This window comes from Eubacterium xylanophilum ATCC 35991 (assembly GCF_000518685.1).
Lineage (GTDB): Bacteria > Bacillota > Clostridia > Lachnospirales > Lachnospiraceae > Eubacterium_F > Eubacterium_F xylanophilum.
Genome location: NZ_JAEB01000009.1, coordinates 95,799 through 121,216, shown reverse-complemented (window position 1 = coordinate 121,216; position 25,418 = coordinate 95,799). Strand labels below are relative to the sequence as shown.

Annotated in this window: 18 protein-coding genes; 1 reads left to right on the top strand and 17 read right to left on the bottom strand. The window is 40.7% G+C overall.

Features of this window, described 5'->3' with window-relative positions:
• Positions 1-86: 86 nt before the first annotated feature.
• The 7 genes from L877_RS11755 to ppdK all read right to left on the bottom strand — a co-directional run bounded on the left by L877_RS11755 (position 87) and on the right by ppdK (position 8,812).
• Entirely contained in the window at positions 87-323 is a 237-nt protein-coding gene (locus tag L877_RS11755; RefSeq protein ID WP_084554727.1) for a DMT family transporter, read from the bottom strand.
• A gap of 217 nt (positions 324-540) precedes the next feature.
• The gene (locus L877_RS13275) at positions 541-1,272 is read right to left on the bottom strand and encodes a MerR family transcriptional regulator (RefSeq protein ID WP_026834677.1); all 732 of its coding nucleotides are present in this window, start codon (positions 1,270-1,272) and stop codon (positions 541-543) included.
• Positions 1,269-2,135, bottom strand: a complete 867-nt coding sequence (locus L877_RS0102055) for a creatininase family protein (protein WP_026834676.1) — start codon at positions 2,133-2,135, stop codon at positions 1,269-1,271. The genes L877_RS13275 and L877_RS0102055 overlap by 4 nt, the downstream gene beginning before the upstream one ends.
• A 105-nt stretch (positions 2,136-2,240) precedes the next feature.
• Positions 2,241-3,947: a hypothetical protein gene (locus L877_RS0102050; RefSeq protein ID WP_026834675.1), complete on the bottom strand. Its 1,707-nt coding sequence runs from the start codon at positions 3,945-3,947 to the stop codon at positions 2,241-2,243.
• 57 nt (positions 3,948-4,004) lie between these two features.
• Positions 4,005-4,697 carry an ATP-binding protein gene (locus L877_RS11745; RefSeq protein ID WP_051437610.1) on the bottom strand — a complete coding sequence of 231 codons (693 nt, stop codon included), beginning with the start codon at positions 4,695-4,697 and terminating at the stop codon, positions 4,005-4,007.
• 48 nt (positions 4,698-4,745) lie between these two features.
• Positions 4,746-5,537, bottom strand: coding sequence for a nuclease (locus tag L877_RS0102040; RefSeq protein WP_156922960.1), 792 nt, complete (start codon positions 5,535-5,537; stop codon positions 4,746-4,748).
• A 638-nt stretch (positions 5,538-6,175) separates the two neighbouring features.
• The gene (ppdK, locus tag L877_RS0102035) at positions 6,176-8,812 is read right to left on the bottom strand and encodes a pyruvate, phosphate dikinase (RefSeq protein ID WP_026834673.1); all 2,637 of its coding nucleotides are present in this window, start codon (positions 8,810-8,812) and stop codon (positions 6,176-6,178) included.
• A gap of 209 nt (positions 8,813-9,021) precedes the next feature.
• Between ppdK and L877_RS11740 the strand changes: the two genes are divergently transcribed.
• Positions 9,022-10,029: a GTP-binding protein gene (locus L877_RS11740; RefSeq protein ID WP_084554726.1), complete on the top strand. Its 1,008-nt coding sequence runs from the start codon at positions 9,022-9,024 to the stop codon at positions 10,027-10,029.
• Between the two features lie 128 nt (positions 10,030-10,157).
• Here L877_RS11740 and L877_RS0102025 read toward each other — a convergent pair whose 3' ends face one another.
• The 10 genes from L877_RS0102025 to L877_RS0101980 form a co-directional block, all read right to left on the bottom strand.
• Positions 10,158-12,146: a methyl-accepting chemotaxis protein gene (locus tag L877_RS0102025; protein WP_026834672.1), complete on the bottom strand. Its 1,989-nt coding sequence runs from the start codon at positions 12,144-12,146 to the stop codon at positions 10,158-10,160.
• A 635-nt stretch (positions 12,147-12,781) separates the two neighbouring features.
• Positions 12,782-13,531: a triose-phosphate isomerase gene (tpiA, locus tag L877_RS0102020; RefSeq protein WP_026834671.1), complete on the bottom strand. Its 750-nt coding sequence runs from the start codon at positions 13,529-13,531 to the stop codon at positions 12,782-12,784.
• An 83-nt stretch (positions 13,532-13,614) separates the two neighbouring features.
• On the bottom strand, positions 13,615-14,811 hold the full coding sequence (locus L877_RS0102015; RefSeq protein WP_026834670.1) for a phosphoglycerate kinase: 1,197 nt from the start codon (positions 14,809-14,811) through the stop codon (positions 13,615-13,617).
• Between the two features lie 115 nt (positions 14,812-14,926).
• Positions 14,927-15,940, bottom strand: coding sequence for a type I glyceraldehyde-3-phosphate dehydrogenase (gene gap, locus L877_RS0102010; RefSeq protein WP_026834669.1), 1,014 nt, complete (start codon positions 15,938-15,940; stop codon positions 14,927-14,929).
• 189 nt (positions 15,941-16,129) lie between these two features.
• Positions 16,130-17,566: a glycogen synthase GlgA gene (glgA, locus tag L877_RS0102005; protein ID WP_026834668.1), complete on the bottom strand. Its 1,437-nt coding sequence runs from the start codon at positions 17,564-17,566 to the stop codon at positions 16,130-16,132.
• 150 nt (positions 17,567-17,716) lie between these two features.
• Positions 17,717-18,514 (bottom strand): DNA repair protein RecO, encoded by a 798-nt coding sequence (gene recO / locus L877_RS0102000; RefSeq protein ID WP_026834667.1) that lies wholly within the window; start codon positions 18,512-18,514, stop codon positions 17,717-17,719.
• Positions 18,514-19,407: a GTPase Era gene (gene era / locus L877_RS0101995; RefSeq protein ID WP_479723594.1), complete on the bottom strand. Its 894-nt coding sequence runs from the start codon at positions 19,405-19,407 to the stop codon at positions 18,514-18,516. The genes recO and era overlap by 1 nt, the downstream gene beginning before the upstream one ends.
• 11 nt (positions 19,408-19,418) lie before the next feature.
• Positions 19,419-22,367 carry an insulinase family protein gene (locus L877_RS0101990; RefSeq protein WP_026834665.1) on the bottom strand — a complete coding sequence of 983 codons (2,949 nt, stop codon included), beginning with the start codon at positions 22,365-22,367 and terminating at the stop codon, positions 19,419-19,421.
• 33 nt (positions 22,368-22,400) lie between these two features.
• Positions 22,401-24,662, bottom strand: coding sequence for a 1,4-alpha-glucan branching protein GlgB (gene glgB / locus L877_RS11735; protein ID WP_051437609.1), 2,262 nt, complete (start codon positions 24,660-24,662; stop codon positions 22,401-22,403).
• A gap of 51 nt (positions 24,663-24,713) precedes the next feature.
• Positions 24,714-25,394 (bottom strand): YesL family protein, encoded by a 681-nt coding sequence (locus L877_RS0101980; protein ID WP_026834664.1) that lies wholly within the window; start codon positions 25,392-25,394, stop codon positions 24,714-24,716.
• Positions 25,395-25,418 lie beyond the last annotated feature (24 nt).

The following is a 25,418-nucleotide window of genomic DNA, read 5'->3' as shown; positions in this document are numbered from 1 at the left end:
TTGTTTTTTTGTTGCCATGTGGCACCTCCTTTGGGTTGTATTATATCACTACAAACTTCCTAAGAAAAGTGCCAACTATTATTATATTACATCAAAAACACTCCAAGTATGGTAGTTCCAACAATACCGAATCCGGTCCACATCGCATATGCTGTTCCTAGCGGCAACTGTTTTAATGCCAAAGCCAAAAACACAGCACTTAGAATGTATCCTATAACTGTTATCGCTGATGGTAACAATACCGTAAAACCATTCGAACTCTTCATAGCAATAGCCCATGTTACTTCAAAGATTCCTGCTAAGATTAATAGTATCCACTGCATAAAAATATCCTCCTAAAAATATAAATCGCCATTTCCTTATCTTCAAAGACCTAACGATAAGAAAATGACGTTTCTCCCTTTACCCGGTGGCAAAGAGCGTCTGTTTTATTCAACTAAGTAAATGTTACAGCAAATATCATAATCTGTCAATCTTCCGGTATAAACTTCTATACCATATGCTTTTCCCTCTATGATTTACTATAGCCGTAGTCAAGAATCAGATCACATAATATACATCCACCGACATATCACTATTATAGACTTCATAAGCTTTGTCGGTAAGATTTATACTGTTCTTATCAGCATATTCTTTTATAACAACATGGGCCTGTCCCACTTTTGAAAAACCCTCTCTGAAGTTTAAGTGGAGACACCTCTCCTCATAAATCTCTTCTATATCTTCTCCGCTGTCGCCTTCTACCGGCAGACATGTTCTCATGGAGAAATCTTCTTTTGAGAGTTCATCATAGATCACAAAGTGACTTCCGTCTGTTTTATATCCTTCACGAGCCGCCTTCTCATAGAGTTTTCCCACAGACATTCCCAAATTTTCCAACTCGGTATTTTCATCTATAAAGAAACATCTGCATCTTTCGAAGGATCTGATATCCGGTTCTCCCGTAGGAATATCGATTTTCTCTTCTGCCTTACTTCCTGCAAGTTCCTTTACTTCCTGCAGCCTGTTGTCCATCTCTTTTATCTTACTGTCGATAAGCTGTGACTCCTCGGCTTTTCCTTCCAGTACTTGTTTTATCTCATACAGTGAAAGCCCGATCTTTCTGAGTCTCTTGATTTTTTCAAGAACCGCCAGCTGATTTTCCTCATAGTAGTGATAACCGTTTTCTTCATTCACAAAAACAGGAACCAGCAGACCTTCTTCATGGTAGATTCTGAGTGCTTTCCTTCCCACTTTTCCTATGATTGCAAATTGACCTCTTGTATACATCATTCACTCACCATCCTTCTCTTCACTCTTCCGAAAATCCTTATAAATCTTACGTGAAGCGGAAGGATTTTATAAAGAAAATAATCATCGTATTTCTCATATCCGTCTCTGTTATAGAATTTTATCACAGCATCACATATCGATTCAACACAATTGCGGTTCAACATCTCGCCGACTTCCTTCGAAGCGAATCTCGGCATTCCCATATGTCCGTATCCTCCCATTGCTGAGAGCTGTTTCTTTTTAGATATCATATCCTTATCAGTGATATTTGAATCAGGTAAGTTCTTATACCCGTCCCTTACATAACTCTCATCGATATCCAGCAGACTCGAGGTTTCAACCCATCCCGCATGAAAATCATTTCCGTATTCCTTTTCCAGTTTTTTCAGTTCATCTGGTTCTTCCGTTCCTTCTCCCATAAAAATAGAACCCATGGGGGATATCGCACACACACCGTACTTTTTATTGATACGCTTTACTGCTTTTTTCACCGCAATCTGATGATCTGGATCCGCGTGGGAAGCTATGATCACAATATTCTTAAATCCCATAAATCGAAGGCTTTCCAAAATCTCGTATCCAACTTCGTAGGTTGTCTTCATGGAAAAATGAATCGAACCGTAAAACTCATTTACAGATGCTGCCGCAATAGGAAATGTAGGAAGGTAAAAACACTCTGCGTGAATGTGCTTTTCAATCTCTTCCATCGCACCTTTGCTCCAGGCCTCTCCTTCTATAAGATCCGTCGCCAGAGGCAGGCACCACCCATGTTCTTCGATGGGTGCCATCACTGCAAACACTATACTGTTTTCTTTATCAGCCTCTTTAATCTCTTTCCATGTCATCATGCTTAAATCTCTCATATCTATCCTCCTTATTCTTAATTTGGACAAATTATATACCCGGCCCCAAGGGCCAGGTCAAGAGAATTTATTCCGATTGAAGAATGCCATGCAATGTACAGTCTTTTATTGCTTTACCGGTTCTGGATTCGAATAACTGGAAAAAAACTCGTTTTTCTCATCATAATATGCATAAAAATATTGTTTTACCCTTATTAACAAACTATTATATGCAGTACATGTAATAGTTAAATGAGCTTCTCCTGATGGACTAACTTCTATCTTTAGTATCTTCAAAGAATTTGGGTATTTTACCTCATTGTAAAGTACATTTTTCGCTTTATTAATAAATGCCTTTCGATTCCGAACATGCACTTTAAATTCATACTTTGCCCCCTTTGCTTTATATATAATTTTAGTGGTTCCTTTTTTGTATCCATACAACCTATCTTTTCGTCCACGACATACTCTTCTATTTTGTGATATCCACTTTGCCTTTTTCTTTCCAGTAATACGTTTAATTAAAGATGATACCTTAAAACCATTACCGCCAGTTAAAATTGTGAATTCATGTCCTTTCCCAACAACAATAATCCATTTGATTGTTTTATTATATTTATTCTTTGCTATGATTGTAACTTTTCCGTATCTTTTTGCGTGAATATCAATCAGCCCCAATTCTTCATCTACATAATCAATCGAGACAATCTTACTATCCAATGTTTTCACCTTATAAAGATATCCTTTACATTTCAAAGTATAATCCTTATCTAAAGCAAAAACTCTTTTCTTCGAACCAATACGTTTCAATGTCTTTGTTGTACTTTTATATACGACACGCTTAGGTTCAGTTGCCACTTCTTTTTTATTATCATTATTAACGATAGCTCGATTATTTTTAGTTGTAGTATTATCAGTAGATTCTTCTTTTACAGAATATAATTCACCAGAAAAATAATCTATTTGTCCTGTCTGAGTATTTTCCAACCATATAGATGTCACTGAGGTTCCAACTGCATAGGATGATTCAAACGGTATAGTCACCCCATTATTTAATTCACTTATTGTACCTACTTTTGAATAATAAGATTTTCCATTAATCAATATTCCTATGTGTAAATTCTCCTCTACACCTCCATTCTGAAAATAATTTATATTAGATACTATTGCTCTATTATGATATATATCTATTTTTGAACCATATGCATACAGGCTACCTTGCAATTTTTCAGTAATTTTTTCACTATAAGATTTGAACTCACATCCTCCATTACAATATTCGTGAACCTCAACAACCTGGTCATTCACATATCTTGTTTCTCCAAAAGAAATCTTATAGCTACCATCACCATTAATTGTACCCTGATAATCTTTTCCACCAATCTTAACAGATACCGTACCTCCATGAATATTCTCATTTTTTCCTTCAAGCCCTAGAGGCCCGACCGTACAATATCCATTCCCCGAGATGCATCTTTCAACTTTTCCTTTTTCACTTATACTCTCATCTCCATCAGGTGTTCTAGCAAAAAATACAATTTCTTGATTTGCTTTTATATTCTTATTAAAATTAATCGTTATATTCTCTTGAGCCACCAAAAGAGTTACCTCTGCAGAACCAATAACCACTGAATTATGAACTGCATATACCATAATCGGCTTATTTAGTAACTCTGTTTTATTTGTCATAATCTTAACCTCTGCCGACTCATGCTTTACATGATTAGGAATAGCTCTTAAATACGAAATCTTAGAGGCTTTAACTTCATCACTCCTCAACCCTAAAGTTGAAAACATAATTAATACTAAAAAGATAAAAGCTGTTCTCTTCATAAATCATCCTCCATTTAATAATTCGTTCAAGTTTTCTAAGCCCTTCCACACTTTAAGCTATTTTTCAACATGCACATTTAACATGTATTTTCCCTTGCCCATTCCATGTACAGGTTTTATTATTTTATTGGTGTTCATAACCTTCAATATTTGTCGTGCCTTTGTAGTCTTACAATCAAGAATTTTCATGACATCTTCAGAATCTATCACTTGCATAATATCAAGTTCACCAACTATCTTTTGGGCATCTGTAGAATCTTTCTCTGATATTTCTTTAGTTTTCTCCTTTTGCATAATAATGTCAATCAACGCAGCCTTATTATTAATCAACGCGTCGTTTCGCTCAATCGACGTGAGATTCGACACATTTTGATAAGAACTACTCATTACTACTGTTTTCAATATAAATGAATTGTTGATAAAGACTGGATCTGGAAGGCCAATACTTTCCAGCTCTTTACACATACGATCAACACCTTCGCCGTATTCTTTTACATAACCATAATCCTTTAAGAATGCTGCAATTTTAGGATTACGCGAAAAATGTGTATAGCGGATATTTTCCTTTTTTACCATCCCTGCAAATGTACCGGGACTATCTACTTCAATTCGATCATCAAACATCTTTATCTGAATATCCGTCCCCTTAATGCCATAATCACGATGAGTAACAGCATTTACTACAATCTCTGTGCGTACAAACTCACTATATTCTTCTTCATTAACAAAAATTCCATCATTTAAACACAAAAAACAGTGACGATATTTAGTTTATGATAGCATTAAACAGCATAATAATTATGCACCTTTAGAACCAGATAACTCTCTAACTTTTTCTATAGGCAATCCTGAATACTCTGCAACTTTCTCAAGATCAAGACCATCTTCTAACATACGCTTAGCATTCTTTATCCTCTCTCGCTCTACAGCTTCATTTCGCATATCTTCCATAGCTTTACACATAGCATTCACTCCTTTCTCGTCTTCTTTAAAATATCTTACCTTATCAGCTAATTGCTTATAATACATATCATCTGGGTTAGTGCAGGAAAAATCATGCATAAGTTTACCTAATTCTGTAGAACTATTCTTATCCGCACCATTTACATATATGATATGTTCACCATCATTAAACGGCTGTCCAATATTAGTTATTTGTCTATCAATAGTATATATCGGCAAATTTCCACCAATTACGTCATTTTCTGTAATGAAAATAACATACGTTTCCGGTAAATCACTAAAATTACCATTTGGCTGCAATAAATGAGCATCAAGAATACTTGAATGATATCTAGCACGCTTACGATCTGCACCTTTGTCCGATCTCTGTATTTCGATATCATATTCTCCATTTTGGCTATCCGATGCATTAATGTCAAGCCAAATATCTCGTCCTAGCAGATTCTTCATAACCTTTTGGGTTCTTACGCTATTCACTATCAAATCTGGCTTGTTTAGAATAATCCGCAAGATTAATTCTGTTCCTTCAATATTCTCATCAAAACATGCATTCATAAAATCATCGTCAATGAGTCTAAAGCCTCTAAGACGCTGCAAATCTTCCTGATGCAATCTTTCACTATCCATACAAAATCTCTCCTTCATAATTCTATAATACTATAATATCTATCTTTTTTCAACCTAAATGGTGGAACCTACATCTCAAGATATCAGTTTAACTTCGTTGTCTCCATCAGATGTAACTGTTATACTAACCTTCACTTGCTTGATAACTTTCTTTAGCTGACTTTCAGGTTTTAACCTTCTGCCACAGACCAAAGAAGCGCCTGGCTCATAATAAAGCTCTTTTTAGAACGTTTACAGTTAACTACATACCATTTAAATATCTTAGCGTAGAAGCCTTATTTCACATCACCGGTATTCTCTGTCCAAGTATGTGTCTCAGTAACCTCATACTTATTGTCGACATGACAGGTTGCTCCTAAATATAGTGTCTTACTGCTTCTTATCTTCCCCTTTACAAGGCGGTAGTCTTATTCTTGTCATCAAATTTTCTTTAAATGCAAAAAAAGGACCGAACATTTTAACAAAAGTGTTAAAACTGTTCGATCCCTTTCAGGATTTCAATTAAATATAAATGTCAACCAACATATCTTCATAATTGCCCAAACGTACCGTAATTCCTGACTTTGCGAGACTTTCTCGACATAAATCTTCGTCTACGTTAATGGACATTAAGTAAAGATATTTCTTATCAGGTTTCCTTACTTTTCTGCAATTGCAGCCTGTGCTGCAGCCAACCTAGCAACAGGAACTCTAAATGGTGAACATGATACATAATCAAGACCAATCTTGTGGCAGAACTCAACTGATGAAGGATCTCCACCGTGCTCACCACAGATACCGCAGTGAAGTGCTGAGTTAACTGGCTTACCAAGTTTGATAGCTGTATCCATAAGCTTACCAACACCTGCCTGGTCAAGCTTAGCAAATGGATCGTTCTCGAAGATCTTAGCATCATAGTAAGCGTCAAGGAACTTACCTGCGTCATCACGAGAGAATCCGAATGTCATCTGTGTAAGGTCGTTAGTACCGAAGCAGAAGAAGTCAGCTTCTTTTGCAATCTCATCAGCTGTAAGAGCAGCACGTGGGATCTCGATCATTGTACCAACTTCATACTTAAGATCTACGCCAGCAGCAGCGATCTCAGCATCAGCTGTCTCTACTACGAACTGCTTAACGTACTTAAGCTCTTTAACTTCACATGTAAGTGGAATCATGATCTCTGGCTTAACATTCCAATCAGGATGAGCTTTCTGAACCTCAATTGCAGCGCGGATAACCGCTTTAGTCTGCATCTTAGCGATTTCAGGGTATGTTACAGCAAGACGACATCCACGGTGACCCATCATAGGGTTGAACTCGTGAAGTGATGCGATAAGAGCCTTGATATCCTCTACGCTCTTGCCCTGTGAATCAGCAAGCTTCTTGATGTCAGCTTCCTCAGTAGGAACGAACTCATGAAGAGGTGGATCAAGGAATCTGATTGTAACTGGGTTACCCTCAAGTGCCTCATAGAGAGCCTTGAAGTCACTCTGCTGATAAGGAAGAATCTTATCAAGTGCAGCTTCTCTCTCCTCTACTGTATCAGAACAGATCATCTCACGGAAAGCAGCAATTCTGTCTTCCTCGAAGAACATATGCTCTGTACGGCAAAGTCCGATACCCTCTGCTCCAAGCTCGCGAGCTTTCTTAGCATCCGCTGGAGTATCTGCATTTGTACGAACCTTAAGAGTTCTGAACTCATCAGCCCAAGCCATGATACGTCCGAACTCACCAGCGATCTTAGCGTCAACTGTTGGGATAAGTCCCTGATAGATGTTACCTGTTGTACCATCGATAGAGATCTCTGATCCCTCTACAAACTCAACACCAGCGAGTGTGAACTTCTTGTTCTCCTCGTCCATGTTGATGTCTCCACAACCAGATACACAGCATGTTCCCATACCACGTGCAACTACGGCTGCGTGACTTGTCATACCACCACGAACTGTGAGGATACCCTGAGCACTCTTCATACCTGTGATATCTTCTGGAGATGTCTCAAGTCTTACAAGAACAACCTTCTCGCCTCTGTTAGCCCACTCTACAGCATCGTCAGCTGTAAATACGACTTTACCACAAGCAGCTCCTGGAGAAGCTCCAAGACCCTTACCAAGTGGTGATGCAGCCTTAAGTGCAGCAGCATCGAACTGTGGGTGAAGAAGTGTATCCAAGTTACGTGGATCGATCATTGCTACAGCCTCTTCTGGAGTCTTATGTCCCTCATCAACGAGGTCACAAGCGATCTTAAGAGCAGCAGGAGCTGTTCTCTTACCATTACGACACTGAAGCATGTAAAGCTTTTTATTCTCAACTGTAAATTCCATATCCTGCATATCATGATAGTGATTCTCAAGAGTATCACATACCTTGAGGAACTCTGCATATGCTTCTGGGAATTTCTCTTCCATCTGTGCAATTGGCATTGGTGTACGAACACCAGCAACTACGTCCTCTCCCTGTGCATTGATGAGGAACTCACCCATGAGCTTGTTCTCACCTGTAGCTGGGTCACGAGTAAATGCAACACCTGTACCTGACTCATTGTTAAGGTTACCAAATACCATAGGCATTACGTTTACAGCTGTACCCCATGAATAAGGGATATCATTGTCACGACGATATACATTAGCACGAGGGTTATCCCATGAACGGAATACTGCCTCGATAGCAAGCTTAAGCTGCTCTACAGGATCTGAAGGGAAGTCCTGTCCTAACTGATTCTTGTACTCAGCCTTGAACTGCTCAGCAAGAGTCTTAAGATCTTCTGCTGTAAGATCTACGTCAAACTCAACGCCCTTCTCTTCCTTCATCTTGTCGATCAACTGCTCAAAATACTTCTTACCAACTTCCATTACTACGTCTGAGAACATCTGAATGAAACGTCTGTAAGAGTCATATACGAAACGCTCGAAAGCTGGATCTGGATTTCCTTCAATCATAGCTTTAACAACCTCGTCATTAAGACCAAGGTTAAGAATTGTGTCCATCATACCAGGCATAGAAGCTCTAGCTCCTGAACGAACTGAAACGAGAAGTGGATTCTTAAGATCTCCAAATTTCTTACCGTTTACTTCCTCCATCCATTTTACGCCTTCCATGGTCTGAGCCATGATCTCATCGTTGATCTTGCGACCATCTTCATAATACTGCGTACAAGCCTCTGTACTAATAGTAAATCCCTGTGGTACTGGAAGACCGATCTCAGTCATCTCAGCAAGGTTAGCACCCTTACCACCGAGCAAGTTACGCATGGTCATGTTACCCTCTTGGAAGTTATAGACCCATTTGTTTGCCATCTTTAATATTCCTCCTAAAATTTGATTTTATTTGCCTGTCAACTCTCTGTCGACAAGTCGCTGTGAATATTATAACATAATAAGACTCAAAAATAAACGACTTTTTTTCCATATTTCAATATTTTTGTTCTTTTTGCAATATTTTTCTTGTTTTAATCTGTGGCTTGTATTAGAATTTACTTGTAAAATACTGCAGATAGGAGGATTTTATGACAAAGATTGATTTGATTACTGGTTTCCTGGGTTCCGGGAAAACTACATTTATAAAAAGATACGTCCACCATTTGCTTTCAAATGGCGAGAAAGTGGGCATAATCGAAAATGATTTTGGCGCCATCAGCGTAGATCTTCTGCTTCTCCACGAAGAATTTGGAGATGACATCGGCCTGGAGATGATAGTCGCCGCCGACAAAGATTGCTACCGCAGGCGCTTCAAGACAAAGCTGATTTCCATGGGAATGCTTGGCTATGACCGCATCATAGTGGAACCGTCGGGGATATATGATGTGGATGAATTCTTTGATATTCTATTCGAATCTCCCCTTGACCGATGGTACCAGCGTGGAAACGTGATCTCAGTTGTCGACAGTAACCTCGGTGATTTGTCGGAAACCAGCAAATACATCCTGGCAGCTCAGCTCTCGGCCTCGGGAATTGTAGTTTTAAGTAAGCTTGACGCCGCTGATTCGGACCTGGCAACCGCCACTAGAGAGCGCATGAACCAAGTCCTGGCCGACTACCACTGCAGGCGCAAGTTAGAAGACAAGGACATCCTGGCGAAGCCATGGAGCGAGCTTGATGACAATGATTATGCCAAGATTCAATCCGCGGGCTACTACTCCGAAAGCTATCAAAAAGAGGACATTTATGACAATAATCACTACGCTTCTCTCTTCTATTACAATGTCCATCTGACCGAAGAGGATATGAGAAAAATGCTCCTCGACCTATTCGCCGACACCGCCGTGGGAAACATCCACAGAATCAAGGGATTCGTTCCCAATGCCGATGGCAGCTGGCTCCAAGTGAACGCAACCTCCACCAATCTGGACATAGCAACAGTCAGCGCCGGTCAGGAAGTCCTGATGGTTATCGGCGAAAATCTGGATGAGACAGAAATCGGTAAAATAGTCGAAGGTCGGAGCACAACCAAGGATATTACAAAGGGAAAAACTGCTCATAGAGAGCATAAATTGTCTTACGACCGTAGGGAGTAAGACCAGCAATATGCGTTTCCAAAAATTGTCTTACGAACGACGTGAGTAAGACCAGCAATATGCGTTTCCAACTAAAAATGTCCGACAAGGGTAACCCTGTCGGACTATTTTACTATACTATAATAATATTAATCTATATGGAAAGATTCAACTGTCTTGCGAAGTGCTTCTACTCTGTTGAGAACGTCCTCCACCTCTTTGGCGGTTTTCTCGGAGTTTACTGAGAACTCCTTGATGTCCTTATTCACAGAGCGAACAGCTTTATCAAGTTCCAATTGGCTTCCCTTGAGAGTGTGAATGTGAGAATTGATATCCACAATCGAGCTGGTGAGCTCCTCAGAACTTGCACCAACTATGTTACTCTCCGTCGCATAGAATCCTGCATCATCCTTGTAGGACTGCGCAAGATTTGCGAGCGTCTCATAATCACGCATGACATCGCTTCCAAGGAAGTCGATAATTCGTGAACTCTCCTCTGCCAGCTTGTGAACACTCTTCATTACCTTGGCGGTGAGAGCATTTACCTTCTCAATCTCATCGCTTGTGGTTGAAGATAAGTTCTTAATCTGATCGGCAACAACGGCAAATCCTCGTCCAGCCTCGCCGGCACGCGCCGATTCGATAGAAGCATTGAGCGCCAGCAGATTGGTCTCATCGGCAATATTCATAATTGTCTCGGAAACCTCCACAATCTTCTCGATAACTCTTGTCTCCTCGATAATTGCCTCGAGTCTGTCTTTGCTCTTCTCTACAATTTCTACTGTCCTATCTCTATTTTCCATGATTTCAGGAAGTGTGCGTTCAATCTCATTGATGATACTCTCTGCCTTTTCCGCCATCTCATGAGTCTCGGCACTGAGGGAGTTCATCGCCTGCTCAATCTCACCGCTCATCTCTGAAATACTTGATATACTCTCTGACTGATTAACAGCATTTTCACTGGTAATCTCCATAGCATTGTTAATATTGCTGATGCTCTCTCCCATTTTGTTGACATTTTTCTGGGCAATCTCCATATTCTTATGAATTTGCTCAGATTCATCCTTGGTTTCTTTGATAGTTGAGAGAAGCCTGCCTTCGAGCTCGTCCAAGAGATAGCCAATTTCCTGACTTTCTGACTTCATCGGCTTGATATTTTCACTGCCGATAACTCTATCTCTTACAAATACTCTCAGCTGTCTAATCTTGCCAAGCTGATTCTTGATAACAAAGCTAATAATGATTGCAGCAATGATCATGATGATAATAGCTATAACAGCATTCTTAACACTTATAAGCAATACAATTTCTCTGATGACTTTCTTGCTCTTAACAACACCGAGTTTCCAGCCTGTCGTCTTAACCTCGCTGGCAGCAACAAACTTATCTTCTCCATCGTAATCCTTGATTGTCTGAACACCATCTTCTCCGAGGTTAATCTTTACTTTATCACTTAAAACTGTATTCGCGTCCTCCGTAGGCATGAACTTTTCGTTCTTATGAGTGATAACCTGTCCTTCTGAGTTGAGCAAGAATCCATATGAATCCTCAGTCTCACTGATTGCTTTCACTTTATTCAGAACCTCTTTGAGGGAGATGTCTGCGAGAATAGCCGCTTTACCATCTTTACACTTAAATGGTATTGCAACAGATATAACCATGCTGCCCGTAGTATAATCTTTATATGGATCTGTATATATCAAATCCCCATTTTCCTGAGCTAATTTCCACCAATCTCTCGACGTCGGATCAAGGTCAGTCGGCTCATGATCTGCTTTATATGCCCTAGTGTCCTTTTCATATGCTGCATAGTACATCATGGCACTCGGATTATCTTTCAGACACTTTTCCAAGTAGTCCTCTATCTCCTTTTTGTTGTTGATATCTTCTTTCTCGAGATAATTTCTCATAAATCTCAGTTGATTTCCCTGACCCTCTAACCATGAATTAATGATTTGGGCATTGTTAAAAGAATCAACCCTGACTTTATCAACAATATTATCAGTCATGTTGGTATTGCCTTCAACAACATTAATAACATCAAGAATGATCACCAATATTGCCATGAGAATCATCGTGAACATCAGCAGTCTATTCCTTATGTACCATAAAAAACCTACTTTTTTTACCTTTTTCATAACCCTGTCTCCTTTGACGTATATTACTCTAGTCTACAAAAACACCTCTACTATTATTTTATAATGATTGACGGCAAATTGCAAGTATATAAGAAAAATGGTCCGCCAATTTTTTTCTTTTTATTATGAAAAAGGGGCTGTCGCACTTACAATTAAAAAATTGTTAGTGCTCAGCTCCTTTTTGTGGCTAAATTAGGGAGATTTTATTAATATTTTTTGTAAGATTAGGTTTTTGGTCATACTTAATTTTACCACAAATCTCAGGTTTTTCGAAGCCTGAGATTTTATTGGAAACATCGGAATCGCATGGCGCTGGTCTTACTCACGTCGTTCGTAAGACAATAAGCGGAATCGCATGGCGCTGGTCTTACTCACGTCGTTCGTAAGACAATAAACGCATATTGCTTGTAAGACAATTATTTTTTGGGAGGAATGTCCGCACTAGATAAGTATAATAATTGTCTTACGAACGACGTGAGTAAGACCAGCAATATGCGATCCCGATAAAAAACAGGAAGAGGCCAACCAGAGAGAGACTTCAATGCGCATACACCTAGTCTCGAGTCGGTTGGACTCTTCCTGTTTTTAGACTGTCTTAGTGCGACAGCTCCTTATTACTCTACTAATCAATAAGATTACTTATAATTTACAACTTTACCGAAGTCAGCCTTGAGTGATGCACCACCGATAAGACCACCATCGATATTAGGCTTAGAAAGAAGTTCTGCAGCATTTCCAGCATTCATAGATCCGCCGTACTGAATTCTTACTGCCTCAGCAGTTGCATCATCATACATCTCTGCGATGCACTCGCGAATTCCCTTGCATACTTCCTCTGCCTGATCAGCTGTAGCTGTCTTTCCGGTTCCGATAGCCCAGATTGGCTCATAAGCGATTACAATTGTCTTAACCTGATCAGCTGTAACGCCCTCGAGATCTGACTTGATCTGAAGTCTAATCCAGTCCATTGTTACGCCGAGTTCTCTCTGCTCAAGAGACTCACCACAGCACAAGATTGGAGTAATACCAGCTTCCAACGCCTTCTTCACTTTCTTGTTTAGAAGTGCATCGTCCTCTTTGAAGTAATCACGTCTCTCTGAATGTCCGATGATTACATACTTAACACCGGCATCAACAAGCATTGCTGCTGAAATCTCACCAGTATAAGCTCCGCTCTCCTCAAAGTACATATTCTCAGCTCCAACTGCCACATTAGTTCCCTTTGTTGCCTCAACTACAGGAACAATATCAATAGCCGGAACACAATATACTACATCAACTTCGTCATTAACAACGAGGTCCTTTAATTCATTAACCAATGCAACTGCCTCACTAGGAGTTTTGTTCATCTTCCAGTTGCCAGCAATTATCTTTTTTCTTGCCATTGTAAAACTTTCCTTTCCAGATTATATAGTTTCAAATACCATTCAAAAATATTCCGACGAATAAAATCGCCTACAAGGCCATCTTACTTGTCATCAGCTGCAGCTACACCTGGCAACTCCTTACCTTCAAGGAACTCAAGTGAAGCTCCACCACCAGTTGAGATGTGAGTCATCTTGTCGCCAAATCCGAGCTGGTTACAAGCTGCTGCACTGTCTCCACCACCGATAATAGTAGTTGCATCTTTAAGATCAGCCATAGCCTTAGCTACTGCAATTGTACCATGTGCGAAGTTTGGCATCTCGAAGCATCCCATAGGTCCGTTCCAAACAACAGTCTTAGCACCTGCAACAGCATCTGCAAAGAGTTCTCTTGTCTTAGGTCCGATATCAAGACCTTCCATATCTGCAGGAATTCCGCCTCTTTCAACAACCTTGTAATTGCAGTCATTAGAAAAGTCATCACCTACTACTGTATCGATTGGGATAAGAAGCTTAACGCCCTTCTCCTCAGCCTTCTTCTCCATATCAAGAGCATACTGCTTGTAATCCTCTTCGAGAAGTGACTTTCCAACTTCCTCACCGTGTGCAGCCATGAATGTATAAGCCATACCACCACCGATGATAAGTGTATCAACTTTGTCAAGCAAGTTCTCGATTACCGGAATCTTAGAAGAAACCTTAGCACCACCAAGGATAGCTACAAATGGTCTCTCAGGATTATTTACTGCATTTCCAAGGAAATCGATTTCCTTCTGCATAAGATATCCAACTACGTTTGTATCTACAAACTCAGTAACACCAACATTAGAGCAGTGTGCTCTGTGTGCTGTACCGAATGCGTCATTTACGAAAACATCACAGAGAGAAGCAAGATCCTTAGAGAAAGCCTCTTCATTCTTAGTCTCCTCTGCACGGTAACGTGTATTCTCAAGGAGTACAACATCTCCGTCCTTCATAGCGGCTACTGCTGCCTTAGCATTCTCGCCAACTACATTAGCATCAGCTGCAAACTTAACTTCCTGTCCGAGAAGTTCAGCAAGTCTCACTGCAACAGGTGCAAGTGAAAGCTCTGGCTTTGGCTCTCCCTTAGGCTTACCAAGGTGTGAGCAAAGGATAACCTTTCCACCGTCAGCGATAAGCTTTTTGATTGTAGGAAGTGCAGCGATAAGACGATTCTCGTCAGTTATTTTTCCATCTATCAATGGAACATTAAAATCACAGCGAACAAGGACTTTCTGTCCTTTTACATTAATATCATCTACAGATTTCTTATTAAGCATTTGATATACCTCATTTCATTTTATTTGATTTTATTTAAAGGAAGGGTCCGGTCCTCTTAAGACCGGACCCTTCCTGGGTTATAGCAGTATCACCTACTACTGATTGATCATTAAATTATGCAAGCTCGCTGAAGTACTTGATTGTACGAACCATCTGGCTTGTGTATGAGTTCTCGTTGTCATACCATGAAACAACCTGAACTTCGTAAAGATCATCTGCTACCTTGTTAACCATTGTCTGAGTAGCATCGAAGAGTGAACCATATCTCATTCCTACGATATCTGAAGATACGATCTCATCCTCATTGTAACCGAATGACTCATTAGCTGCTGCCTTCATAGCTGCGTTAACACCCTCAACAGTTACATCACCCTTACATACAGCTGTAAGAATTGTTGTAGAACCTGTAGGAGTAGGAACACGCTGAGCAGATCCGATGAGCTTACCATTCAACTCAGGGATAACAAGTCCGATTGCCTTAGCAGCACCTGTTGAGTTAGGTACGATATTAACTGCTGCAGCACGTGATCTTCTGAGGTCACCCTTTCTCTGAGGACCATCAAGAGTCATCTGGTCTCCTGTGTAAGCATGAATTGTTACCATGATACCTGACTGAATTGCAGCATACTTGTTAAGAGCGTCTGCCATAGGTGCAAGACAGTTTGTTGTACATGAAGCAGCTGAAATGATGTTATCCTCTGGCTTCAATGTCTCATGGTTTGTATTGTAAACGATAGTTGGGAGATCATTACCAGCTGGAGCTGAGATAACAACCTTACGAGCACCTGCGTTGATGTGTGCCTGTGCTTTTTCTTTAGATGTGTAGAATCCTGAACACTCAAGAACTACATCTACTCCAAGATCACCCCATGGACAATTATTTGCATCTGGTTCTTTATAAATCTTGATAGTCTTACCATCAACTGTGATTGAATCTTCACCAGCTGAAACTGTATCAGCCTTCTCATACTTACCCTGTGAAGAATCATACTTAAGAAGGTGAGCTAGCATCTTAGGGCTTGTCAAGTCGTTGATTGCAACAACCTCATATCCCTCTGCACCAAACATCTGTCTGAATGCAAGTCTACCAATACGTCCAAAACCGTTAATCGCTACTTTTACTGACATTTTAAATATTCCTCCTAAAGAATTATTATTTGTTTGTTAAATCTTAAACAAACATTGCTAGTATCTATATTACATTGATTATCAAAAAAATTCAAGTGCTATACTTAAATTTTTTAATTTTTTATATTTTCATGCCTAGTTCGCCACAACATTTTATAGCAATTGGCACAAATGACCATTTTCGAAATGTTAAATTCTATTATACAACTCAACGTACTTTCTGGCCGAATTGTTCCATGAGAAATCCATGGCCATGCCTCGGTCTATGATCTTGTTCCAATCTCTCTTCTTCTCATAGTATACATACTTTGCATACCTGATTGTGTTGAGCATCTCATGAGCATTGTAATTGGCAAAGGAAAATCCCGTTCCCTTGTTCTCATATTCATTATATGGTTCAACTGTATCTTTGAGACCGCCTGTCTCTCTTACAATCGGAACAGTTCCATACCTCAAACTCATCAGCTGGCTCAGTCCACATGGCTCAAATAGAGATGGCATGAGAAAAGCGTCGCAAGCCGCATAAATCTTATGTGAACGCTCGTTAGAATAATATATGCTGGCCGAAACTCTCTCAGGGTACTTCCATGCAAAGTGCCTGAACAAATGCTCATACTTTTCTTCGCCGGTTCCAAGTACCACAAGCTGTGTATCTTCAGAACAAATCTCCTCAATCACATAGTCGATGAGATCAAAGCCCTTCTGGTCTGTTAGTCTTGATACAACTCCTATCATAAACTTCTTCTCATCTTGTGCAAGTCCCAATTCCTTCTGTAAAGCCTTCTTGTTCTTAACTTTTTCCTTGCGGAACGTCCTTGCATCGTAATTGAACTCTATGAGGGGATCTGTTGAAGGATTGTACTCGTCATAGTCTAAACCATTGACTATTCCCGTAAGGCAACCAGACCTGGCATTAATCAAACCATCTAACTTTTCTCCATAAAATGGAGTCTTGATTTCCTCTGCATAGGTCTCACTTACGGTAGTAATCTGGTCTGCATATACCAATCCACCCTTGAGATAGTTGGCATCTCCATATGCCTCTAACTTATCAGGTGTAAAGTAGTAAGCATCCAATCCCGCTGTATCCATCACTGTCTTCTTGTCCCATATTCCCTGGAACTTGAGATTGTGGATTGTCATAATAGTCTTGATTCCTCGGAAAAACTCATTCTGCTGAAAGGAATCCTTCAGATAAACCGGAACCAACCCGGTCTGCCAATCGTGACAGTGAATGATATCCGGTCTAAAATCAATTATAGGCAAACTGGACAAAGCTGCCTTGTCAAAAAAAGCAAACTTCTCTATATCCTGAAATATCTCCCCATATGGCTTATCACCTGAAAAATAATATTCATTATCTAAGAAATAGTAGGTGATTCCCTGGTATTCCATCTTAAAGATGCCCACATACTGCTTACGCCATGCTAATTCAAGATAGAAGTTTGTAACATACTCCATTTTCTCTTTATACTCTTCTGGAATCGATGTATACTTTGGAATCATAACTCTCACATCGAATTCCTTCTTGTCAAAGTACTTTGGCAGCGATCCCACTACATCTGCCAATCCGCCTGTCTTGATAAAAGGCACTGACTCTGATGCCACAAATAGCACTTTCTTCATTTACGCCTTACCTCCATTCTGTCGAAGGATAAACCTCCATGTTTCCTTGCCTGCTGCTCTCACACAGCACACCCAATTTCTTCTCCAAACATCTCCCTAATATTAACCCGATTCTTCGCACCTATCACCTTTAAGTATACACTATTTTTTCTATATATTAAAGTCTTTTTTCATAAGCCCATCCAAAAAGGATTTACTCTGAAATTCCTTACCTGTGACCCTGTGAAAATATTCCGACACTATACTTTCAAGCTCTTCTCTCACTTCCTCAGTCACAGTAAAGCTAAACAGCTTTTCTACTCTCGTAGTCGATATGTATTGAAGTGTATAAATTGCTGTTGGAGATATCACTCTACAGTCGTAGACTGGGTTCGAATTCTGTCCTCCATGCCCACTCTTCAATTTGTTAAAACATGATTTACATATGGCGCAGTTCCTCTGTCTACTCAAGTAGATAAGTTCTTTATTGTCCCCACAATTGCCACAGCGCATCACGTTCATACCCTCGCCATTTAGCACCACCATCTTATATTCAAAGATGATTTCAACTAAGGTTCTTTCTATCCCCGGGGCATGTAACGCTCGAAGACTTTGATACAAGAGTTTCAGCATATCTCTCGCCTCTAGGTTCTCCCTGGTAAAGAAATCCGCCACCTCGCAGAAGTACATACCGGTGTATATGTCCTCTATATTCTCTCTCAGCTCCGTAAAGTAGTTCTGTACTTCAACTGTAGAAAGAGTGTAGGAGTCCCGCCCGGTGTATAGCCTAAACACGCCAAAAGTAAAGGGTTCCGTGCAAGCCAGAAGTGGGCTCTTGGGGCGTCTGGCTCCTCTGGCAAATGCGGATATCTTACCCCGGTCGAGAGTCAGTATTACCACTCTCTTGTCATTTTCACCTACAGGTGTAGAAGACAGGACAAGTCCCGTAACAACCTCCTGCAAACCCATCACTCCTTGTTATATCCATAATTCTTGAGGAGAAAATCACTATCTCTCCAGTCCTTCTTGACTTTAACCCAGATATTCAAGTTGACCTTTTTGCCTAGGAAATCCTCTATTTCCTTTCTAGACATGGAGCCAATCTTTCGGAGCATTTTTCCTTCTTTTCCGATAATAATACCCTTGTGACTTGACTTTTCACAGATGATGGTGGCCTCAATGTCATACATTCTCTTATTATTGTGACGAAGCTTCATCTGGTCTATCGTAACGGCTATTCCATGTGGAATTTCATCGGACAAGAGACGTAGGGCCTTCTCGCGGATGAGTTCAGCTACAATCTGACGTTCCGGCTGATCGGTAATAGTATCATCATCATAGAATGCAGGTCCCTCCTGAAGGTATTCGAACATACTTGTAATCAAATCCTCCACTCCATCGCCCGTTCTGGCTGAAAGAGGGATAATCTCGGCATACTCGAGTTCGTCCTTGTAAGTATCTATGCATTCCAAAAGCTCATCCTTCTTGATATTGTCAATCTTATTCATAACCAAAATCACTGGAATATCGGCTTTCTTCAGCTGCTCGACGATATGCTTCTCGCCTTTTCCGATATATGTAGTCGCCTCTACTACCCAGAGAATCAAGTCAACTTCCTTGATTGTGCGTTCCGCCATGTCCACCATGTATTCCCCAAGTCTGTTCTTGGCCTTGTGAATTCCCGGTGTGTCAAGAAATATGATTTGTCCGCGCTCATCATGATATACGGTTTGAATCTGATTTCTCGTGGTCTGAGGCTTGTTACTGGTAATGGCAATCTTCTGGCCGATAATTCGATTCATAAGAGTGCTCTTTCCCACATTAGGTCTTCCCACTATAGATACAAATCCTGATTTAAACATCTCTCTCTCCATCAAATACTCCTCACACAGTCAAAAAACTCACTGTTATCATTGATTATTTGCTCTCCTCCAAAAACACACTTGCTCTGGTCTTTGAGCATAGCTTCCACTACATCGGCAGTCTTCCTGATATCTTCTATGGTCACATCTAGGAGCTCTGCTCTTCTCTGGTTTCTGCGCTCATCCGTTTCTCCTGAGATATACACTCGCATGGCCCTTTCTCCCATTTCTGAAGCTGGCTCAGGTGTGTCTATGCCGCTCATAGTTCCGATCACAAACTTTGTCAGCTCTCTCTCATCTACATCAAATGTTCTCAGATACTCCGGTACCGACTCATAAACTTCATCAGTTTCCGTGAGCTTTGGATCTCTATAAGAGCTAAATCTACCATATCCATCCTGGCTGAATCCACATGAAACTCCGTAAGCGCCACCCTTGACTCTAACCTCGTTCCACAGATATCCATATCGAAGAATAGTCTCAAGAACGAATAGATATCCCTTGCTCTCTAGCCCCTTATCGTAGAACTTGCCAACTCTCGCAACATATTGCACCTGGCTTGGGAACTTAATTCCCTCAGTGTAACCTTTTTCACATGGGACAAACGACTCCGAAGGTAGAATGGCATCTAAATCTTGCTCACTCGTCTCACCTGTTTGGGCCTCATAATCTGATACCATGTCAATGAACTTGTCAAAGTCCTTCTCAAAAGAATTATAATCCTCTTTGGAGCATGTAAGGTTCACAGACATATTCTCCACGCGAAATACCTTTTTGATAAATGCTTTAAAAAATGCAATCAAATCATCAATTTTCTCATCAAAATGGTCATTTAGGTCACATATAAAGTCATAATAAGCCACTCCGCGATAGCAATCCTTAATATTTGACAACTCATTAAACTGAGCCTCTGCTCTCAAAGTTGCATATATAGAGCTGGCCGAATTGAGGGCCATGTATACATATGACTTCTCTTCTGCGACTATTTCTCTTATGCGCTCTTTATCAAATACTGTTTTGGAAATCGCCTCCCAGATAAGCGCTAACACCTTCTCTGTATTTCGCGGAAATACCTTAGTTGAAAGCCTAAAGTATGCCACATAGTCCTCCGGCTCATTAATCTTCCTGTATGTCCAACTTGAAAAGTTTACAGAGCCGGCGTTTTTGTGAACTTCATTGAAGTACTCGAGTCTTGTCTTATCCTCTGTATCGAGACGTCCAAGCAACTCCGCAAAAAGTGATATTTGAGCAGGATACTTGGGCAATATATCCCTGATATCAAACATGATAGATATATACTGAATACCACTGGAGAAATAGTCGTGATATAATACCTTAGTATTTCTCACTTCTTTTTCAATATTTGAGAGTTTTATACACTCTCTCCTTATGTCCTCACGGGAAAGCATAGGGATTTTGGCCAAATCCTCCGGTGAAGATGGTTCATCCTGATATTTTTTGAGCTCCTTAGTCTCTTCAATTATCTTTTCAAGTGCCTCCCTTGACAAAGACTTCTTATAAGATGCCAATTTTTCTCTTTCCTTGGCATTCATAACTCCCACAAGCCCCGGCTCCGGAATTGCAAGAACCACAGATGAGTGAGTATTGTCTATAAAGTATTTCTGCAAGATTTCCTCAAAGTATCCCTTGTCCATCTTGCTTCTGATACTCTCAAATACAGCATTATATGCGATATAGATAAATGGTTTTGAATCATCATAAATCCAGCTGTCCATCATGTTCAGCCCGAACATAAGCCCCTTAGGATATGAGCCAAAATTCGCCTCTCTCTTGGAGAATTCCTTGGCATTTAACGTTGCTATAACTGAATCTAGATTTATACCATCTTTGATTATTTTCTTTATCTCTTCCTCGATTATACTTATGAATCTGCCCTTATCTTCCGGATTGGCATTCTTGGCAACTATAGAAAAATATGGTTGCTTCACTGACTCCTCATAAGAAGATAGTATCTCTGTACCTATTCCCGCCTTGATTAGTGCATCCTTTATAGGAGCGCCCTCGCTGTTAATAAGAACACTACTGAGCACGGTAAAGGCTAGCGAGAGCTCTGGATCTAGATCTCCCGGCATACTAAAGTTGAGGCTGAGGTATGTCTTATCTTCTGTTGACTCATCTTCTGCCACTGAATACTTGATTTCTTCCTCCACTCTCTTTTCAAATGCCTGCTGCACCTTAAGCTCTGAGTCCACCTCAAGATAGTCGTAGTTACTTAAATAATTTTCGTCGATAAACTTAAGTTTCTCCTCCATATCCATGTCGCCATATAGATAAATATAGCTGTTAGATGGATGATAGTACTTGCTGTGGAAGTCCAAAAACTCCTGATATGTAAGATCCGGGATGCACTCTGGATCTCCACCTGACTCTAGGGCATATGAAGTATCCGGATACAAGCTCGACATAATCTTTCTCTCCAGGATTTGCTCAGGTGATGAGAATACTCCCTTCATCTCATTGAAGACCACTCCGTTGTAGGTCAGCTCTCCATCCATGTCATCCAATTCATAGTGCCATCCCTCTTGTTGGAATATTTTCTCTTCTTTGTAAATGTTCGGATGAAATACAGCATCGAGATAGACGTGCATCAAGTTCTGGAAATCCTTATCATTACAACTGGCAACAGGATATACAGTCTTATCTGGGTATGTCATCGCATTGAGGAAAGTATTTAGGCTTCCCTTGACAAGTTCCACAAAGGGATCCTTCACCGGAAAAGCATCTGAACCGCAGAGAACAGTATGCTCTACAATATGGGCGATTCCCTTGGAATCCTGTGATGGTGTCCTAAATCCAATTGAAAACACCTTATTTTCATCCTCGCACTCCACTGCCACGATTCTAGCCCTGGTCTTTTCATGCTCTAGGATATAGCCGTCCGCATTTATCTCATCTAATCTTCTCTTCTTAATTATCTCATAACCTTTTACTTCGTTCATATATGAATTGGCTTCTCTAAAGCCTCCCCCTTTCTAGTTACTAAACTCAAATATCTGAATAGCCATAGGTGCCACAGTGATGTCTATTGACTGCTCCATTCCGTCAGCCTTATCTTCCTTGGAATTCTTCACTCTTGGATTCACATTTCCACGTCCTCCGAAGAATATCTCATCACTGTTCCAAATCTCCTTGTATTTTCCCTTATAAGGAACTCCCAACACAAAATTCTCATAACATACAGGCGTAAAGTTGCATACGACTAACAACTTCTCCTTATCGGCTTCTCTCATAAATGCAATTATGCTATGATCTGCATCGAGCATACTCACCCACTTGAATCCCTCCGGATCATAGTCGAGTTCGTGGAGTGCCGGGTGCTTTTTATAGAATCCCCAAAGCTCTTTGGTATAATCTAATAGCAATTTATGATTTGACTTAATCGCCGCAACCTCACCTGTTGTGAGCGTTGCAATTCCGTCCTCGAGAAGCGACCAGTCGAGTTCGCCCTCCTCGTTCCACTCTCTCTGCTGTCCAAAATCCTGTCCCATGAACAAAAGAATCTTTCCTGGGTGCGCTGCCATATATCCATAAGTCAATCTCAGCCCTGCCAGCTTTACATCCGCATTTCCTGGCATCTTGCTGTACATCGAACCCTTGCCGTGCACCACCTCATCATGTGAGAATACCAAAGAAAAATGTTCCGAGTAGTTGTATACCATACTAAATGTAAGCATGCCATGGCGTCCCTTCCTATACAGCGGATCCGTACAGATATACTCTGTATAGTCATTCATCCATCCCATGTTCCACTTCAAGTCAAATCCGAGACTTCCCTCGTTCACATCACCTGTAACCATAGGCCATGCTGTTGACTCCTCTGCAATCATCAAGATGCTCGGATCATTTTCCTTGACTACAGTATTACACTTCTTTAAAAATTCCACGGCTTCTAGGTTTTCCTTGCCACCGAACTCATTGGTAACCCACTCGCCATCTTTGCGTCCGTAGTCCAGGTAAAGCATGGATGCCACCGCGTCAAATCTAAATCCATCCACATGGAATTCCTTCATCCAATACAATAGGTTTGCATATAGGAAGTTCGACACCTGAGGGCGTCCATAATTATAGATAAGTGTTCCCCAATCCGGATGCTCACCCTTGCGCTTGTCGAGGTGCTCATAGAGGCATGTTCCATCGAATCGTCCGAGTCCATGCTCATCCTTAGGAAAATGTGCCGGTACCCAGTCGAGAATTACACCAATTCCCTTGCCATGCAGAATATTTATGAACTCCTTAAATTCCTCTGGCGTTCCATATCTGGAGGTTGGCGCATAGTATCCAGTCACCTGATATCCCCAGGACTTATCATATGGATGCTCCATAATCGGCATGAGCTCGATATGAGTATAACCCATATTGGCACAGTACTCACTGAGTCTCTCCCCCATCTCTCTGTAGGTATAGAATTCTCTGCCATCTCTAGGTCGCATAAATGATCCCATGTGAACCTCTAAAACTACCATAGGATCCTTGGCCTTATCTATCTTCTTTCTCTTGTCCATCCACTTCTTGTCTTTCCACTCAAACTCACCTGATGGACTCCATACCTTGCTGGCCCCAGCCGGTCTCAATTCTGCATGTCTGGCATATGGATCTGCCTTGCAAACCACCTTGCCATCTGCACCGTGAATCTCGTATTTGTATATATCGCCGGGTCTAACACCTGGCACAAAAAGTTCAAATATTCCGGTATTGAGTCTCTTCATCTGATTGTACTTTCCATCCCAATTGTTGAAATCTCCAACTACAGAGACAGATCTCGCTTCAGGCGCCCATACAGCAAAAAAAGCGCCAACAACCCCATTTACTTCAGCCACATGACAACCCAACTTTTCATAGATAGAATCATGTCTTCCCTCTTCGAAAAGCACTTCGTCCATGGCATCCACAAAAGGATCGATGGCATAGGCATCCACCGCCATAACCTTCTTGTCTTCATATTCAACCATATATGTGTATTCCGGAATTTTGCGGCAGTCAAGAAATATTGCAAAGTAGCCGCTTTCATCCATCATTTTCATCTCGACTTCTCTGTGGCCACTTTTTTGATCATAGTGAACCTCAACCCTCTTGGCATCAGGGAAAAAGCATCTGACCAAAACCTTATTGCCTACTTTTACCGCTCCGAGAATCGCAGATGTGTCCTCGCACTCTGCATATTCCAAATCCTCAATCTGCGGCCACTCCATAAAATCGTCCAATACATACTTCATAATTACTCCAAATGCTGTCATCCCACCCACGGTGACGACAGCATTATCCTCCTTTCTATGCGCACTTATCTCTTACTCTTCATACCACTCTAAAATCTCCACACCATTCTCATCAAACTTTCGCTCTTCCTTCTCCGGCAAATACTTCTTCAGTATATGCTCCATTGGGAAAGTATATAAGAATCCCGCTGTTCCGGGAACAAATACAAGAAAAACAGGCATTGCGCCAGTGAATCCAACAAACACACCGAGTCCTGCGGCCACAAGAATGACCAAAAGCGCCAATGTGTGAAGGAAATGTCTAAATGACATATAAAGCGAGAACCTAAGAATCTTCATAGGTTTCATGTCATATCTTGAGAGCAACGGAAAAACATAAGTCATGACAATAAAAGCCAAAACGGCAATTGCAATATATGCACCCGCAAGGTATCCGCCGTACTGGGAAGATTTATCGGTTATTCCCACCATGTTGAGATTAAACCAAAGCAATCCATATAGTGCAGCGTAAAGCAACCAAAGAATTGTTGCAGGTTTAAAGTTGGTCTTAAAGCATGACCAAAACTCGCGCCACACATAACTCCTATTTCTCCTGAGTACCTTGGCACTAACATAATAAAGCGATGTGGTAGCCGCTCCAATCGTCACAACAGGAATACAAAATACCACATAAATAATACTTAGCCATCCAATATCAAATATCTTCGACAAGGCTCTCATAACACCATTGTCAGAATTCAAAAAACGCTCCATATCTACTACCTTTCTTTTTTTTAT